The following is a 16,542-nucleotide window of genomic DNA, read 5'->3' as shown; positions in this document are numbered from 1 at the left end:
TCTCATGCTTAAGACGGATTTTTGCGCTAACCGTTGTCAGAATAGCGTTTGTCGATGATAATGTAGAAAAATCTAACCATACTAGAGGTACAGCATATGAATGACGATCAACACTTATCACGTGTCGAACGACGGAAACGGGAGCTTGAACGCGAACGATTAACCGAACAAGCCCGGCTAGACGAACAAGCTCGACTAGATGAAGAGGCTCGACACGAGACGCCCCAGCACCATGGGCATGTAGAAGACAAGTTTAACAATGATTCGAATCGACCGACAGATACAGGGCAGGGCGAGCATCCGTTTTTAAATCGTTCGGAGGAAACGCCGTCGGAACGTAAGAAGAAATCGCTCAACGTCAAAAAACCGAAACTAAGTCTTCCCTTCGGTAAGAAGCGTAAGTCGAAGCCGCGCCGAGATGAACGACGTGAGCCTAGACAGAAAACACGAGAGCCGGAACGGACGCACGCCAAGCGGGAGACGGCCGCTCCGAAGGAAAAACCACGCCGTCGCAAATGGAAAGGGAAATTGCTTCTCGTCCTGTTGCTCTTGATGATTGGGGCCGGCTATATGGCGACACGTCCGGTCACGTTTTTAGTCATGGGCAGCGATGCCCGGGTCGGAGAATCGTTATCAGGATCACGGACCGACTCGTTACAGCTGATGGAATTCGTGCCACGTTCCCGCACTGTCCAAAACGTCTCGATTCCACGTGACACGTATACGGCGATTCCTTGTGAACCAGAGCGAGAAGGCGATAAAATCACCCATGCGTTCGCCTATGGCGGTGCTGACTGTACCGTTGGAGCGGTAGAGGGATTGACCGAAGCGTCTGTCGACGGTCAAGTCATCATCACGTTCGAAACGTTCATGGAACTGATTGATTTGGTTGGCGGCGTCAACGTGACGGCGACCCACTCGTTCAGTGAGAAAGGCTTCAATCAGACGTATGAATACACGGAAGGTGTCTCGTACGCCATGGACGGAGATATGGCGCTCGCCTATGCTCGTCATCGGAAAACAGATACGGATGGGGCGCGATCGAATCGACAGACCGAGGTCATGTCAGCCGTCGCCGATAAATTGGCCAGTCCAACAGGCTGGACAAAAATCCCGGCAACGTATCGCTTTATGAAAGACGAGATGGGGCTTGAGATGAACCCGTTGCAAATGGCTTCAATCGGAATGACGATGGTGCTACAACCACAGGTGGACAAACTTCAAATCGAAGGGGAAGACGCCTACATCGATAACGTCTATTACTATCAACCGACCGAAGCGAGTGTTCAAGCCGTTCGCGATGCCCTCGACTTAACGATGTGGGGAACTGTTAGATAATTTTGCGAAAAGGGTTTGATTCCATCCCGAAAGAGGAAATTTAATCAAATGAACTACTCTTTTGAGGAGGGAAATTTGAATGAAAGTTTTAGTCATTGGAGCAACAGGAAAGATCGGTAGACGTGTATTGAAAAGTTTAGCGAAAACGCATCAAGTGACCGCTTTAATTCGTTATCCTGAACTACAGGCAGAGTATGAAAAAATGGGTGCGCGTGTGCTCACCGTCGACGTCGAGAAAGAATTGGATAAAGGGATACACGAGGCGACTTCCGGACAGGACGCCGTCATCATCGCAGCAACGGCTGGGGCAGAAGGTTCGAGCAAAGAAATCGAACTGCTGGACCGCAACGTCGCCATGAAAGCTATCGATGTTGCGAAAAAAGAACGGGTCCGCCACGTCGTTTTGCTCAGCGCTTACGGCGCCGATCAACCAGACGCTGCACCAAAAGAACATTTCAACTTCTTGTCTGCTAACAATGCGGCTGACGAGTATATCGAACATAGCGGTTTGAACTACACGATCATTTGCCCAGTGACAATCGTAGATGGTCCAGGGAAAGGCTCGATTGAGGCATCAGAAGATTTGAGTGATGCGAGTGACGCAACGATTTCTGAAACGGACGTCGCGACCATCATCGCCGCCTCGCTCGATAATCGAGGCTTGTACGGACGTCGGATTGAAGTCAAATCAGGCAGTACCCCAATCAACGATGCGCTCGATTTCGACAGTCGTGGAGAAGTGGCGACAGGTGGCAGAACGACGCTCCGTCGACCACAGCGTTAACGAAAAACTGGAGGAGAAGGTGTCTTGATGGAACGAAAACTGTATAAAGATCCGTCGAATCAAATGATTGCTGGTGTTTGTTCGGGACTCGGGAACTACTTAGGTGTCGATGTGACATTGATGCGAATCATCTTCGTCGTTCTCGCCCTATTTGGAGGTCCAGGTCTTCTGATTTATATCGTCCTCGCCATCGTCATGAAAAAACCGCCTTCAGAGTATGAGGCGGAGCAAGACAGTCGCTTTTAACAAAACGTGCTGACCATAGCGGTCAGCACGTTTTTCATTCCATATACAAGGTGTAAGTCGCTTCGAACGACTCGCCTGGTTCGAGCAGTTGCATGTCTTCCTTATGGCGGATGTCTTTCCGGTGCCCTTTATAGTCGGCATGTCCGAACCACGGCTCGAGACAGGCGAACGGGGCGTCGGAATGTGGAGGTGACCAGATGCCGAAGTGGGTGAACTGGGGGGATTCCATGACGATGGCCCGGCCGCTCGGCTGATGCCGGAGCGCCGCGTATTCGATTTGTTCAAAGATAAGGGCGTCCTGGTCGAACAAATGATGCGTCAACGGGATATAACGACGTTCCCCAAGCGGTTGATAAGCACCCGTCAAGTAAGGTCCTTCGAGCAAGAGACGGTCGAGTGTTCGTGTCTCCCCAAAGTCAATCGTATAGTCTTCGAACGTGCCCCCGGCAAACGGAATGTTGAAGGCCGGATGTCCGCCGATGCTGAATGGGAGTACGACATCATCCCGATTGACGACGTGGTACGTCACATTCAACTCTTCGCCGATCAAGCGATAGATGACGTTCAGTTCGAATGAGAACGGATAGTGTTTACGGGTCTCGATCGAATCACGAAGAATGAACCGGACGTGTGTGTCCGAAGCCTCGGCGACCTCGAACAGTTCGTCTCGTGCAAATCCGTGTTGGCTCATCGTGTATGTCAGTCCTTCATATAAGTAGCGGTCGTCAAGCAGCCTTCCGACGAAAGGGAATAGGATTGGGGCTTGCCGCCCCCAATACGTCGGGTCGCCTTGCCAAAGGAGCTCCGTTCCTTCGACTTTCCAACTTGTCATTTCGGCGCCGTGCGCTTTTAGGGTGAGGCTAACTTTCTCATTGTGAAGTTGCAAGATAGTTACTCTCCTTTGAATGATGTGATAAGTTAAGTTTAGGAGTGAACAGTCCACAGAACAAGGGGTAAATCATGCGATTTCATAAACTAGCAATCAGTCTCATCATGGCCGGCCTCATTGGAGGATTGGCTTATAAAGGTTACGACGAGTACAAGACGAGCCAAGCGAGTGAGCCGACGGTCGAAGTCGCCACGGACGACGGCGTGCTCGGTGGTCTTGAAGTCGGACAGCGGGCGCCACAGTTCGAGCTCGAGACGACGGAGGGGCAGCCGGTGTCCCTCGCCGACTATGAAGGGCAACAAGTCATCCTGAACTTTTGGGCGACGTGGTGTCCACCGTGTCGGGAAGAGTTGCCAGAGTTGATTGAATTCGGCGAAGATACAGGCATCCCTGTGCTCGGAGTGAATGCGACGAAAAACGAGCGGCTCGGTAAACGAGACGTCGATGCGTTTTTACAGGAAGTGCCGGTCAGTTTCCCGATCCTATTGGACGAGACGGGGACGGTGGAGAAGACGTATCGTGTCGTCGCGCTCCCGACCACCTACGTAATTGGGCCAGACGGCATCATCACGGCCAAACAAGTCGGACCAGTCGATTTCGACTGGCTGCATGACCGAACGAAATGAACGGACAAAGACAGACTGGAAAGAAACCGGTCTGTCTTTGTCTACTTTTTATAATGTTGTTTAATCAGCGCATCGAAATTGGGTGTCATGTCTTCTTCGAGATAGTAATGGTGGTTATCTCGAATGATGGTATCGCCAACACGTGCTTCTGATGGCAAGAATCGTCTTGGGATAAAGCTCGAGCCGTTGTTCCAACGTAACACGGCATACTTCCCTTCGACCCGCACCAACGTGCCATACTTGATCATGCCTCTTCCTCCTCAACGAACAGCTTTCTGTCTCTTTTATTCTTATAGAGTGTATTCCCACATTCCACAAAACCTACACATATTTGCGCAAGGCTAGACAAGCAAAAGTAAAAACAGAAGCGTGACAGAATTGTGAAGAAACTTTGAAGAAAACGCTTTCTTTTTGAATTATTTTCTTCTATAATGAAGGCACGGGGTGATTATGACGAATTTGTGAACAATGGGGGTATGGTCAATGTTTTCATCAGCTATGATTGGGTTGCTCGCTGTCACCGGCGTGACCATTTATGGGATTGACCGTATGTTCACGGTCCGTTCAGAACGCGTCACAAAGAAATAGGTCTACATAATAGGGGGGAATCGCAACGTCTTGGGGAGACGTTGCGATTTTTTTGTGTCAATAATCTTGTTGCCGCGACTCGCGATCTTTTGCTTTTTGCTCGACGTGCTTCCGATTACGTTCATGGACGCGCTGGAAGAAAGCGTGTTCGGGCCAATGCGGAGACCAGACGCGTTCTTCTGGCAAGGCGAGGATATATTCTTCGGCGGCGCTCAGTCGCTCCATCATTTTGCTACGGTCGTCACACAAGTCGCCGTGGCCAGGAATGAGCCACCGAATCTCATACTCGTAAATGGCAGCTTGAAGTTTCTGCAACGACGTCAAATACGCCTCGGCATCGTGTTCGATGAACGGGGGCTCGATATTGGAGGCATAATCGCCACACACGAGCAGACGTAACGGCTCGACGATTAAAGACATGTGGGTCGACTCGTGACCAGGCGTCAATAAGAACGTGATGGGCGTAGAGCCGAGGGCGAGGGTACCATCTTCCGAAATCATAATATCAACAGCAGGTTTGATGATGGGACGATCGATGTAATACTGTTCGTAGAACGATTGAATCTCATCGAGCTGAGAACTCGCATCCGTCTCGACGAACGCTTGAGACGCGATGACGGTGGCATCGGGGAACGCATAAGCCCCGATGATATGGTCATAGTGCTGATGCGTATAGATGACATACAGCTTTTTCCCCCGGCGTCGTAATTCGACGTCCCGGCGAATCGTGGCGATTTCTTCGGGCAACCAGGTCGGATCAATCACAATCAAGCTTTCGTTCGTCTCAATTAACGTCGAAGTCGTGCGCATCAAAGCACTCTCGTATACGGTGAACGGTTGAAGACGTACTTGAATCACAGGAATCCCTCCTTCTTGTCTTCCATCCTTTTCCCGAATTAACGTCATTTAAGCGTTGTTGAATTCGGTGCTATTATGCTGAAAAACAAAAAAAGCAGAACGTCGAATGACGTTCTGCTTTTTGCACGGGACACCGTGCGGTTATGTGTGCGAGCAAATTCTCGCGTATATGTCGGTAATTGGAGCGGGTGAAGAGAATCGAACTCTCGTCATCAGCTTGGAAGGCTGAGGTTTTACCATTAAACTACACCCGCACATGAAATTTTAAAATGGAGCGGGTGAAGAGAATCGAACTCTCGTCATCAGCTTGGAAGGCTGAGGTTTTACCATTAAACTACACCCGCGAAACGCTTAACGTTACGGTAATATAATAGCACAGGATTTTAGCTTTGCAAACCCTTTTTTGAAAAAACATTGGTTGTTGCGGCTAGGTCGTCTTGCTAAGATAATAGAGGAGAGGAGTGGATGGGGCATGAGTGAGCGTAAATCCTATTTACAGATGATGAGCGAAGGGTTTCGGATGATGAAACAATCCAAACAACTCAACCACGAGACGAAGCTTCGCCAATGGATGTTCTCGATTAATCGCGAGTCGGACTGGCAGGTGATTCTTCGAACGGAACGATTGAAATGGATCGGCCCGGCGACGAATGAGTTCATCGTCGAACCGCTATCCGTTCAAATTGGGGCACTTCAGCTCACGCGTCATCTCGAAACGAACGAAGTACGTTTGAAGATCGAGGAAGAATGGGGAATTGAAAGTAAGGTCGTCTGTGACGACAAGGAGTGGGAACGATTCGTCGCGTCGCTCAAACAATTGAAGGGGGAGTAGTCGTGAGTCGAGAAAGGCTATATCGGATTGAAGCGGAAGCTCGGGGCAGTGCCTGGCGAGCCCGTGTATTGACCGGCATCCAACGATTCCGCTTTTTTAAAGGGGAATTGCTCGCACCGACTGAACGTCCTTATGTCGTCTTGAGCATCTCACAAGACAAGCAGGCACTCCCCGATTTGATTGAGACGGATATGGGAGTGTTGCTCATCCATGAACGAATCGGTCCAATTTTTATGAACCTATGCCCATACGATATTCAGCTTGTTCGAGTCGAGTTGCACACGAGCACCGGGAAGACGGATCAATATTGCGCGCTCAACGTATTGCGTCGCTTCGAGATTGAGCATCTCGAAGATTCAGGCGAATATCGACCGTTAGACCCGGACCGACTCTATTTTTTATCACATCAAACCGTAAGATTGAACTTATTCGGGCACATGATTGCCCAAGACCAAAACAGTCAACGTCTTTACGTGACCGAGCGCCTCAAATATGCGCTCCAAGCGAAGATGGTGACAGGTCTAGCATTTAAGAAGACGAAGGAGCAAACAGCATGAAGGAATACGAGATTGACGGTTGGATCCGTCTATCCTACCCAGAACACTTTGAATACAATGAAGAAGAAGACCATGTCAGCTTTTATTCGGTAGAAGCCGACGCCCAAGGGACGCTTCAGATGTCCATCTATGAAGCCGAGGAAGAGCAAGCGCCGAGCGACGCGGCTCTCCAAGAGTTGAACACATTTTTAGGCGAGTTCCCGATTGACGTCAAAGTCGCCCCGAGCGTCACGACGGAGGCAGGCGGTATGACGACGGCCTATGCGAGCGGAATCGAGGACGGGATGCATCTCGACGTCTGGTCACTCACAGACGGGAAACGACTCCTGTTTTTGACGTACGTCGCCGATGAAGTGACGAATGAAAAAGTAGAGATTGAATCGATTATCGACTCCATTGAATGGACATAACAAGAGACACGCGCCAAAGTCGGCTGCGTGTCTCTTTGTGTCTTACTGGAATTTTGGAACTTCGAAGTAAAGCGTGTAGGCGTCGAGCTGTTGATACATGTTGTAGATGTTGGCGGTTTGTTTCGTCGCCCAAGCGATATCCGTGGCATATTGCATCGTCCCAGGATTTGATGGATTAAAGCGCATTTTATAGAGCGTGTTCTGTTTCCGGCTCGGGTTGTTAATATACGAATCCCCGATGAACTTGGCACCGCCGATGATGGCGGCTTCCGGTGTGAACCAACCTTCTTTATAAGCGCGCTCAGCCCCTTTGACGTGGGCGTTCCCGTCAATCGCACCGATTCCGTACATATTGTAGACGGTCTTCGGTGTGACGGCCTTGCCGTCGACGCTCGAGACAACTGTCCCGGTGGCGAGGGCGGACGTCCCATGACCGGTTTCAAGCAATGCATGCGACAATAGGTAAATTTCGTTGACGTTGTGCGTACGTGACGCATCGATGAACGCTTGACCGCGTCCATCTAAAATCCCTTTACCGACGAGCGACTTGTTCAAGACCGGCGCCGTCAAATCGGCCCCCTTCGACAAATCGAGGAACTGGAAATATTCCCGTGACGTCGTGGCGAACGAAGACGGTGACACGTGACGTGTGATTTCCTCATCCGTCGCAAGACGCCAAGACCGGTCATAGACGCGAATGTTGTATCCACTCGGGCGATAGTAGCTGATTGTGTAATATTGACCGAGCTCACCAGTGATGCTCACCGTCTCACCTGGGTTGAGCACCCCGAACGAGTGAGCTGTCATAGAAGCGTCTTTCAATACCTTGACATTACCAGCGACGTTGGCGGCGCTGACGTATCCGGTCAGTAGACCCGATTTTACTTTATACCAAGTCGTCGAACCGACTTTTTGTGTGCCGAGGTACTCAAGTTTCGTATTCGTCGACAAGCCGCCCAAGTTTGCTGCGGCTGTTGAAGCGGTTGCCTTCAAATATTGGAATGAAGTCGTCATGAGTTCCGTCGAACTGATCGTCCCTGTCGTGGCGGTCGGTGTCGCGCGAGTGATATACGCTTTCGGTACATAGGCGTTCGCAGCCCGGAAGGCGTCCGACTGGGCGAACACGTTGCGTTGCGTCGTCACCATCGATGCGAGCGTGTATGGATAGGCCGTTTCGGTGATGACCATTTCCTTACTGCCGGCGACAGGCGGTGTGTACGATTTCGTATACGTGAGGGAGATGTACCCTTTCACGAGCGAGCCGTTGACGAGATATGAGATGACCCCCCAGTCGCTACCGACGATTGGCTTCACTTTGACGACCGTCCCGTTCGCGAGCGTCCCGATGACGGCGCCATCAACTGCTTTATTGCGCACGTTCAGCGTCCCGTTGTTCGCGACGACGACCTCGACTTCACGTTCTGATTCGAGCTGTTCTTCTGGCACTGGCGGCTTGTCCGCAAAGTAACTCGCGGTCGCATAGCCCGTGAGCGAGCCGTACTTGATTTTATACAACGAGCTGGTCAATCCGGCCTCAGAAATTTGCTGAACTTTTGTCCCTGTCGGAATGACTGCGATTTTTGTTTTCGGTGATGCCGACCGGTCATAGAGGACGACTCGTTGCGTCGTGTAGTAATCTGTCACGACAATCACCTCCGGTTTTTCGACTGAGAAGTGACGTGAAGCGGCATAACCGGTTTTCCCGTCATAGCGGACTTTGAACCATGAGCTCGATAATCCGCTTTGAGAGATTTGTTCGATTTTCGCACCGAATGGAATCGTATCGATTTTCGTTGCGCCCGAGGCGGACGAACTGTACATCGCTACGTTCCGAATCGCGTAATAAGGCTTGATGACAATCACTTCTGGTGGTGTCGTCGAGAAATTGCGAGCGGCGGCATAGCCGGTGACACCGTCATACTCGATTTTAAACCATGAGCTCGCGAGTCCAGCATCCGACACTTGTGTCACTTTACTGCCGGCGCGGATGGTCCGGAGACGATCTGCACCCGAGGCAGACGATTTATACAAGACGAGATCGCGAGCGGCGTAATAAGGCGTTCGTACGACGACTTCCGGCTTCGTCTTCGAGAAGTTACGGGCTGCGGCATAGCCGGTGACGCCATTGTAACGAATCTTGAACCAGGACGAACTGAGTCCTGCCATTGCGATTTGTTCGACTTGGGCCCCCGAAGGGATGGTCGCGATCTTCGTCGCGCCTGAGGCCGAACTGTTATAAAGGGCGACGTTTGTGATTGAAAAATAAGGCGTCGTCGTTTCAGGCGTCGACGTATCTGGAGTCAATAGTGACGTCGAGAAGTTACGGGATGGAGCGTAGCCGATTTTCGTGCCATATTGGATTTTAAACCATGAGCCGGTCGCGCCGAGTGAGGCGAGATGCGTCACTTTGGCACCAGCCGGAATCGTCGCGAGTTTCGTCGCGCCCGAACCGGTCGAGTTGTATAGCACCGCTGTCTTGTTCGCGTAATATGGTGTTTCGACAGGAGCCGACGGCGTAAAGTATCGAGCTACGACGTAACCGGTGTACTTGCCGTACATCACTTTCATCCATGAACCGGTTGCGCCATGCGAAGAGATATAAGTGACGGTCGCGCCTTTCGGGATGGTCGTCAAGACGGTGGCAGACGTCGATGTCGATGAGCGCAAGTTGACGTTCGCATCAGCCTTGTAAGCAGACGTCGCCGTCGTCGAGGCGGTCGTCGCCGTTTTCGTGACGGTCGATTTGAGTGTCAAATAAGTCGACGATACGTAGCGCTTTTCGCCTTCGAATTCAATTTGAGCCCAGTTGTCGTTCGTCGTATACACTTGAACGGTTTCGCCTTCGGTCAATTTCCCGACAATATCCGAAGTGGTAGATGTGGCGGAACGAACATTTAAAATCGATGTATTCACTGTTCCTTCGTATGTTGCTGCATATGAATGAGCGGGGACGAGCGTACTCAACACCGTGCTAGAGATGAGGACGGCCGTGCTCAATCGTGTGATCGTTGGCTTCAATGTGTTACCCCTTTCGGTGAATACGTATCAAAATATGAGTATTCTTTTAGTGTGCGGTCTAAGTATAGCGCACTTAAAAATTGGAAAGAAGAATCTAAATTACAAAAAAGGTAAATGAATTAGAATCCTATTGTATGATTTTGGTAAACAAAAAGAACCTCCTAGGAAATGGAGGTTCTTTTTGCGATTCGTATCGTTTGATGCATCCAGTCGCCGATGTCCGTCCAGATGTCTTGGCGTTGGCGCTCACGAAGCACTTCGTGGCGAGCCTGATCATAAGACAGGACGGTCAATTCGATGTCGGCGGCCTGATGTTTGCGGACGATTCCGGAGAGTCCTTCTCCGTCATGTACGACGGGGTCATCGGCACCTACGACGAACAAAATTGGTAGTGTTTTCGGATGTTCTTGTATCCGGGCGGCAGAGGTCACATCGAGTGACGCTTTTGCTACCTCGTGTAAATATCCGAGCGTCGGAATCCCACCACAGTCCGGGTCGTTCATATAGGCGATCACTTCCTCGGGGACACTAGAAATCCAATCGCTCTCGGTCGTGGCGGGTAAGAATTTCAAGTTATATCGTCCGAACAACAAGCGTTCGAATAAACGGGATTCATGGGTGCTCCCTTTAAACCGAATGGCCAAATCGATCGCATACAGTCCGGCACGTCCAATCAATCCAGAATGCGGGGGCGGGGAAACGGCGATGACACCCGCCAATCGATGACCTAACTGTTGACCGAGTCGACGCGCGAGCAACGAGCCAAAACTATGGCCGAGGACGACGGTCGGCAATTCATCTTGATAGTGATCGAGGAGCGAGATGGCGTCGTCGACCATTTGATCAAATCCTTCGTGTGGAGATAGATGAGCGTAAGTGGACTGGGTTCGGGCCAAAGAACCGGCGCCGCGAAGGTCGCACAAAAACACATTAAAACCAATTTCTGACAAAAAATTAGCGAATTCGACATAACGTTGATGATGTTCAAGCATCCCATGGAAAATGAAACAATTTCCAATCGGTTGTCTGGCCTTGACGTGCAATAGTTGTGTCCGGTATCCGTCCGCATACGTATGTTCCGTGACGTCCATCCCTATCCCTCCGTTGTCTTGATTAGAATAAGCCAATCGCTTTCCCAGTCTCATCAATCCCCATATTCAAGGCGGCCGGTTGTTTCGGCAGACCCGGCATCGTCAAGACGTTACCTGTCAAGGCGACGAGGAAGCCAGCGCCGACCGACGGTTTCAACTCTCGCACCGTCACGGTGAAGCCGTGTTGGTATCCGAGTTTCGTCGGGTCATCCGAGAGCGAGAACGGCGTCTTCGCCATACAAATCGGCAAGCTCTGCCAGCCGTTCGCTTCGATTTGTGCCATCTGTTTTTTCGCGGTTGCGGTAAAGGTGACGTCGGCCGCTCCATACACTTCACGGGCGATCGTCAAAATTTTCTGTTCGATGGAATCGGTTAACGCATAGAGCGGGGTAAACGAACTCTCATTCGACTCAATCGTGTCGATGACGGCCTCGGCGAGGGCACGACCGCCTTGTCCACCATTCGACCACACTTCACTGAGCGCCACTCGAATGTGGTTCGCTTCACACCAATCGAGGACGGCCGCCAACTCTTCGGCTGTATCCGAATTGAATCGATTGAGGGCGACGACGGTCGGCAAACCGAGTTTCCCCATCGTCTCGACATGTTTGGCGAGAAGTTTTAACCCGTTTCCGACAGCTCCGACGTTCTCGACGTGGAGTTGGTCTTTGGCGACACCGCCATGCATTTTCAAAGCACGGACTGTTGCCACGAGAACGACGGCGTCCGGGTTCAATTTTCCGATGCGTGACTTGATATGACAGAATTTCTCGGCGCCAAGATCGGCTCCGAAACCAGCTTCGGTGACGACATATTCACCGAGCTTGAGCGCGGTTTTCGTCGCAATCAATGAGTTGCATCCGTGCGCGATATTGGCGAACGGACCACCATGAACGAGGGCTGGTGTCTGTTCAAGTGTTTGCACCAAGTTCGGCTTGAACGCTTCTTTCAATAGCAGTGTCGCGGCACCGGCCGCACCGATTTGTTCGGCCGTGATCGGCTCATTGTCCCGATCGTATGCGACGACGATTCGCTTGATGCGTGTCTCGAGGTCAGTCAACGAATCGGCGAGACAGAGGATGGCCATGATTTCAGACGCGACCGTGATATCAAAGCCGTCTTCACGAGGTACGCCATGGGCACTGCCGCCAAGGCCAATCGTCACGTGACGGAGCGCCCGGTCATTCAAGTCGAGCACACGTTTCCAGACGATTTTCCGGACATCGATGCCAAGGTCGTTCCCTTGATGGAGATGATTGTCGAGCATGGCGCTAATCGTGTTGTGGGCCGCGGTGATAGCGTGCATGTCGCCTGTAAAGTGAAGGTTGATGTCTTCCATCGGCAACACTTGGCTGAATCCTCCGCCGGCGGCACCGCCTTTTAAGCCCATTGTCGGCCCGAGCGACGGTTCTCGCAAACAGACGATCGCTTGTTTGTCGAGTTGGTTGAGCGCTTGGCCGAGCCCGACGGTCACGGTCGACTTTCCTTCACCGGCTGGAGTCGGATTGATTGCCGTGACGAGAATGAGCTTCCCGTCTTCGCGAGTCGCCATCCGATCGATGACGTCGAAGGATAACTTGGCTTTATATTTCCCGTATAGGTCGAGGTCATCTTCTTGTAAACCGAGCTTTTCCGCAATCTCTTTGACGGGCAACATCTCGGCTTGTTGGGCAATCGTTAGGTCGGATAACGGTTTAATCGTCGTCATGTATAAAATCCCTCCACTTTCGAACATTGTAATCGGTTTATTTCATTTCATTCGTGAATCGACTTAGAATCAAGGTTTAATTCTTCATTCAGGAAGACTCGTTCGTGTTGTCATTGAGTTTATCATAACGCATCGTCTCGTATAATTCACCCATTGAGTGCAATATATTCCACCCTTTCCGTCAAATGTATCCGTTTTCATTTTGGTTATTTGAAGGTAAGTTGATAGTGGAGGCGATGAACATGACAGAAACACCAAAACAACACAAGCGAAGACGAAATTGGAAGAAACCAGCGAGTTTTATCGCATTCGTCGGTCCGGCCTTTTTGGCGTTTGTGGCGATTGTGCTCATACCGTTCATAAACGGGATTTATTACAGCTTCACGGATTGGAACGGTGTGACGGGTCAGTTGAACGTAGTCGGGTGGGACAACTATCAGCGGATTCTATTCGAGGATGAACAGTTCCGCGCCTCGTTCTGGATTACGACGAAATACACGATTGTGGCCGTCATCTTGACGAACATCGTCGGTTTCTTACTGGCCTTACTGTTGACGATGAACATTAAGACACGCAATATCCTGCGCACCGTCTTTTTCATGCCAAACTTGATTGGCGGGCTCATTCTCGGATTCATTTGGCAGTTTATCTATGTGAAGGGCTTTGAATCAATTGGGGCACTGACCGGATGGAGTTTGTTCGAACTGCCGTGGCTCGGTGACGCCCAGACAGCCTTTTGGGGCATCGTCATCGTCGCCATCTGGCAAGGCGGAGGCTACGTCATGGTCATCTACATCGCAGCGCTTCAAAACGTGCCGACGGATTTGCTGGAAGCGGCCAAAATCGATGGGGCAAATCGATTGAAGATGTTGCGTCACATCACGTTACCGATGATTATGCCGTCGATCACCATCTGTCTGTTTTTGACGATCTCCTGGTCGTTCAAAGTGTTCGACACGAACTTGTCGCTCACGAACGGTGGCCCATTCAAATCGACAGAGATGCTCGCCTTGAACATCTATACAGAATCATTCGTGAATAATAATTACGGGCTCGGCTCGGCGAAAGCGGTCATCTTCTTCCTTGTCGTCGCGGCGATTACCGTCACTCAAGTCTACTTGACGAAAAAGCGGGAGGTGGAGGCATGACGACAGAAAAAATTGAACGCATCGAAGCGAAGGTCGATTCATCTCCCCAGCGATTGCTACCGCAAAAACCGCTGCGGGCGGGTGGATATACGGCCGGTCTCGGTCTCGTCGAACTGGTGGCGATTCTACTTGGACTGTTATATCTCGTCCCGTTCTATTACGTCATCGTCAACTCGTTCAAATCAATTGCCGAGATTTACACGAACACGTCTGCCTTGCCGAGCGTCTGGCTCGCGTCGAACTATACAGAAGCCTGGGAGGCGATGAACTACGAACGCGTCTTCTTGAACTCGCTTCTCATCACGGCCGGGGCGAACCTTCTCATCGTGCTGTTCACCTCGATGGCGGCCTGGAAGCTCGTCCGGACAAAACATTGGATTTCGACCGTCATCTTCTTCTTGTTCGTCGCGGCGATGGTCATCCCGTTTCAGTCAATCATGATTCCGCTCGTGAAAGTGTCGAGCCTGCTCGGTCTTTTAAACAGTCATTGGGGACTGATGGTCATGTATCTCGGCTTCGGGTCTGGTATTTCGGTATTCTTATATCATGGCTTCATGAAGTCGATTCCGGAAGAGATTGAAGAAGCGGCCATCATTGACGGCTGTTCGACGTGGGGCGTGTTTTGGCGAATTGTCTTCCCGCTCCTCAAACCAATCACGGTGACAATCGTCATCTTGAACAGCCTTTGGATTTGGAATGACTTTCTCTTACCTTCACTTGTCCTCCGAGACATCGAGCTGCGGACGATTCCGCTCGCGACGTTCTATTTCTTCGGACAATATACAAAACAATGGGATTTGGCACTTGCTGGTTTAGTCCTTGGGATCGTTCCGCTCCTCGTCTTTTTCTTCGGTATGCAAAAGCATATTATCAAAGGGATCACGAGCGGCTCGATCAAATAACCCTGCCCAAGGGATCTCCCCCGTCCGCTACACGGGGGAGAATTTTTTTTTGGAAAAGTGGTTGACATTCGTCTGAATATTGATAATAATTGGGTCAATTCAATTGTGAACGACATTGAAAGGACGAGTACACAGAAGACGTAAGCAAAGCGAGCCGGGGAAGGTGAGAGCCCGGACTGAAATCTCTGTCGAAGAACCTCCTGGAGTCGCTACCCGAACGCTTTGCAAGTAGACGTAGCCGGACTGTTCCCCGTTATCGGAACTACGAGATGTTCGTCTCGAAAAAGTGAGTAGATTCGTCTACTAATTTGGGTGGCACCGCGGAGCTTGAAGCCTTCCGTCCCATAGTCCATGGGATTGGAGGGCTTTTTTCTATTGCTCCATCCCGAAATCCCACAATTGGAGGAAGAAAACATGACAACAACAGCAATGAGCAAGATGAAGGAAAAACAACAGGCGATTACAGTAGTGAAGGCGACATTCGAAGACAAGTTCAGCACGGCGCTCGGACTCACACAAGTTCAGGCCCCACTGTTCGTCACATCGGCGAGCGGTGTCAACGACCACTTGAACGGTGTCGAACGCATCATCCAGTTCGATACGCAGTATCCAGGGCATGAACTCGAAATCGTTCAGTCGCTCGCGAAGTGGAAACGTGAAGCGCTCGGCCGCTACGGATTCGAAGTCGGTGAAGGGTTGTACACACAGATGCGCGCCATCCGTCGGGATGAAGAACTCGACGCGACACACTCACTCCACGTCGATCAATGGGACTGGGAACGTGTCATCGCTCGGGAACACCGGACGACGGAGTACTTGAAGGCGACGGTCGAAACGATTTACGCGGCACTCCGCGAGACGGAACAGACGGTCGAAACGATGTACGGAATTGAGGCGATCTTGCCAGAGTCGATTCACTTCTTGACGAGCCAAGAGTTAGAAGACCTTTACCCGGATCTTACACCAAAAGAGCGTGAGCACGCGATTTGTAAAGCGTACGGTGCGGTCTTCCTCTCGCAAATCGGCGGCGCACTCGCTTCGGGCGATAAGCACGACGGTCGCGCGGCTGACTATGACGACTGGTCGCTCAACGGCGATATCCTCGTCTGGCACCCGGAACTCGAATCGGCGTTCGAACTGTCATCGATGGGAATTCGTGTCGACGAGACAGCGCTTGCCGAGCAGTTGGTGACAGCCGGAGCTGAAGACAAACGCAAGTACCCGTTCCACCAAGCGGTCCTCGAAGGACGTCTCCCGCTTACAATCGGGGGCGGCATCGGGCAATCGCGTGTCGCCATGTATTTGCTTCGTGCTCGTCACATCGGTGAAGTCCAATCTTCGGTCTGGCCGAGTGAGATGATCACAGCATGTGAAGAAGCTGGAATCAGCCTGTTGTAATTATATAGAAGAAACTAAAACCAGGACTTTCTTTTCAATAAGAAAGTCCTGGTTTTCTGTGCAACATTTTCCACCCTACACGTCAATTTTGACACCTACATAATGGAAGCGTTTTCATCTAAAGTTAGGGTGTACCGAATGATGAAGGA

At 51.0% G+C, this 16,542-nt stretch carries 16 protein-coding genes, 2 tRNA genes and 1 other annotated feature; of the genes, 10 read left to right on the top strand and 8 right to left on the bottom strand.

Translation table 11 applies throughout. The features are described from left to right. The first annotated feature begins 96 nt into the window (after positions 1-96). The 3 genes from KNP68_RS11265 (at position 97) to KNP68_RS11255 (ending at position 2,368) form a co-directional block, all read left to right on the top strand. Positions 97-1,338, top strand: a complete 1,242-nt coding sequence (locus tag KNP68_RS11265) for an LCP family protein (protein ID WP_214799593.1) — start codon at positions 97-99, stop codon at positions 1,336-1,338. Positions 1,339-1,417: 79 nt separating this feature from the next. After that, positions 1,418-2,122, top strand: a complete 705-nt coding sequence (locus KNP68_RS11260; protein WP_214799591.1) for an NAD(P)H-binding protein — start codon at positions 1,418-1,420, stop codon at positions 2,120-2,122. Between the two features lie 27 nt (positions 2,123-2,149). Next, positions 2,150-2,368 carry a PspC domain-containing protein gene (locus KNP68_RS11255; RefSeq protein ID WP_021065279.1) on the top strand — a complete coding sequence of 73 codons (219 nt, stop codon included), beginning with the start codon at positions 2,150-2,152 and terminating at the stop codon, positions 2,366-2,368. Positions 2,369-2,402: 34 nt separating this feature from the next. On the opposite strand, the gene KNP68_RS11250 is transcribed toward KNP68_RS11255, so the two are convergent. Further along, on the bottom strand, positions 2,403-3,254 hold the full coding sequence (locus KNP68_RS11250; RefSeq protein ID WP_242679031.1) for an aldose 1-epimerase family protein: 852 nt from the start codon (positions 3,252-3,254) through the stop codon (positions 2,403-2,405). 74 nt (positions 3,255-3,328) lie between these two features. Here KNP68_RS11250 and KNP68_RS11245 point away from each other — a divergent pair, with 74 nt between their 5' ends. After that, complete coding sequence (locus tag KNP68_RS11245) at positions 3,329-3,883, top strand: peroxiredoxin family protein (RefSeq protein ID WP_131472443.1); 555 nt, start codon at positions 3,329-3,331, stop codon at positions 3,881-3,883. 41 nt (positions 3,884-3,924) lie between these two features. Here the strand turns inward: KNP68_RS11245 and KNP68_RS11240 are convergent, their stop codons facing one another. From KNP68_RS11240 to KNP68_RS11225, 4 genes are all read right to left on the bottom strand, one after another. Further along, on the bottom strand, positions 3,925-4,131 hold the full coding sequence (locus tag KNP68_RS11240) for a DUF3006 domain-containing protein (RefSeq protein ID WP_016508383.1): 207 nt from the start codon (positions 4,129-4,131) through the stop codon (positions 3,925-3,927). A 397-nt stretch (positions 4,132-4,528) separates the two neighbouring features. Then, positions 4,529-5,329 carry an MBL fold metallo-hydrolase gene (locus KNP68_RS11235; protein ID WP_021065283.1) on the bottom strand — a complete coding sequence of 267 codons (801 nt, stop codon included), beginning with the start codon at positions 5,327-5,329 and terminating at the stop codon, positions 4,529-4,531. A gap of 180 nt (positions 5,330-5,509) precedes the next feature. Beyond that, positions 5,510-5,583 (bottom strand) — tRNA-Gly (locus KNP68_RS11230). Positions 5,584-5,599: 16 nt separating this feature from the next. Continuing rightward, positions 5,600-5,673: transfer RNA gene (locus KNP68_RS11225), tRNA-Gly, on the bottom strand. A gap of 128 nt (positions 5,674-5,801) precedes the next feature. Between KNP68_RS11225 and KNP68_RS11220 the strand changes: the two genes are divergently transcribed. From KNP68_RS11220 to KNP68_RS11210, 3 genes are read left to right on the top strand one after another with little or no spacing between them, the layout of a single operon-like run. Beyond that, entirely contained in the window at positions 5,802-6,161 is a 360-nt protein-coding gene (locus tag KNP68_RS11220) for a hypothetical protein (RefSeq protein WP_021067840.1), read from the top strand. Positions 6,162-6,163: 2 nt separating this feature from the next. Further along, positions 6,164-6,718 (top strand): hypothetical protein, encoded by a 555-nt coding sequence (locus tag KNP68_RS11215; RefSeq protein ID WP_021067839.1) that lies wholly within the window; start codon positions 6,164-6,166, stop codon positions 6,716-6,718. Next, entirely contained in the window at positions 6,715-7,128 is a 414-nt protein-coding gene (locus KNP68_RS11210; protein WP_021067838.1) for a hypothetical protein, read from the top strand. Before KNP68_RS11215 ends, KNP68_RS11210 begins: the two co-directional genes overlap by 4 nt. Positions 7,129-7,170: 42 nt before the next feature. On the opposite strand, the gene KNP68_RS11205 is transcribed toward KNP68_RS11210, so the two are convergent. The 3 genes from KNP68_RS11205 to KNP68_RS11195 form a co-directional block, all read right to left on the bottom strand. Beyond that, positions 7,171-10,146: an SH3 domain-containing protein gene (locus KNP68_RS11205; RefSeq protein WP_214799589.1), complete on the bottom strand. Its 2,976-nt coding sequence runs from the start codon at positions 10,144-10,146 to the stop codon at positions 7,171-7,173. 161 nt (positions 10,147-10,307) lie between these two features. Continuing rightward, on the bottom strand, positions 10,308-11,237 hold the full coding sequence (locus KNP68_RS11200) for an alpha/beta fold hydrolase (protein ID WP_214756689.1): 930 nt from the start codon (positions 11,235-11,237) through the stop codon (positions 10,308-10,310). 22 nt (positions 11,238-11,259) lie between these two features. Further along, positions 11,260-12,945 (bottom strand): formate--tetrahydrofolate ligase, encoded by a 1,686-nt coding sequence (locus tag KNP68_RS11195; RefSeq protein WP_029596063.1) that lies wholly within the window; start codon positions 12,943-12,945, stop codon positions 11,260-11,262. Positions 12,946-13,187: 242 nt separating this feature from the next. Here KNP68_RS11195 and KNP68_RS11190 point away from each other — a divergent pair, with 242 nt between their 5' ends. From KNP68_RS11190 to asnA, 3 genes are all read left to right on the top strand, one after another. Beyond that, a complete protein-coding gene (locus KNP68_RS11190; protein ID WP_058765715.1) occupies positions 13,188-14,093 on the top strand; it encodes a carbohydrate ABC transporter permease in 906 nt (301 codons plus the stop codon). After that, on the top strand, positions 14,090-14,995 hold the full coding sequence (locus KNP68_RS11185) for a carbohydrate ABC transporter permease (protein WP_251128740.1): 906 nt from the start codon (positions 14,090-14,092) through the stop codon (positions 14,993-14,995). The genes KNP68_RS11190 and KNP68_RS11185 overlap by 4 nt, the downstream gene beginning before the upstream one ends. A 106-nt stretch (positions 14,996-15,101) precedes the next feature. After that, positions 15,102-15,343, top strand: a binding site (T-box leader). A 66-nt stretch (positions 15,344-15,409) separates the two neighbouring features. Next, a complete protein-coding gene (gene asnA / locus KNP68_RS11180; RefSeq protein ID WP_021067832.1) occupies positions 15,410-16,393 on the top strand; it encodes an aspartate--ammonia ligase in 984 nt (327 codons plus the stop codon). Positions 16,394-16,542 lie beyond the last annotated feature (149 nt).

The organism is Exiguobacterium sp. s50 (genome assembly GCF_018618175.1).
Classification (GTDB): Bacteria; Bacillota; Bacilli; order Exiguobacteriales; family Exiguobacteriaceae; genus Exiguobacterium; species Exiguobacterium chiriqhucha.
This window is presented reverse-complemented; position numbering and strand designations above follow the sequence as displayed.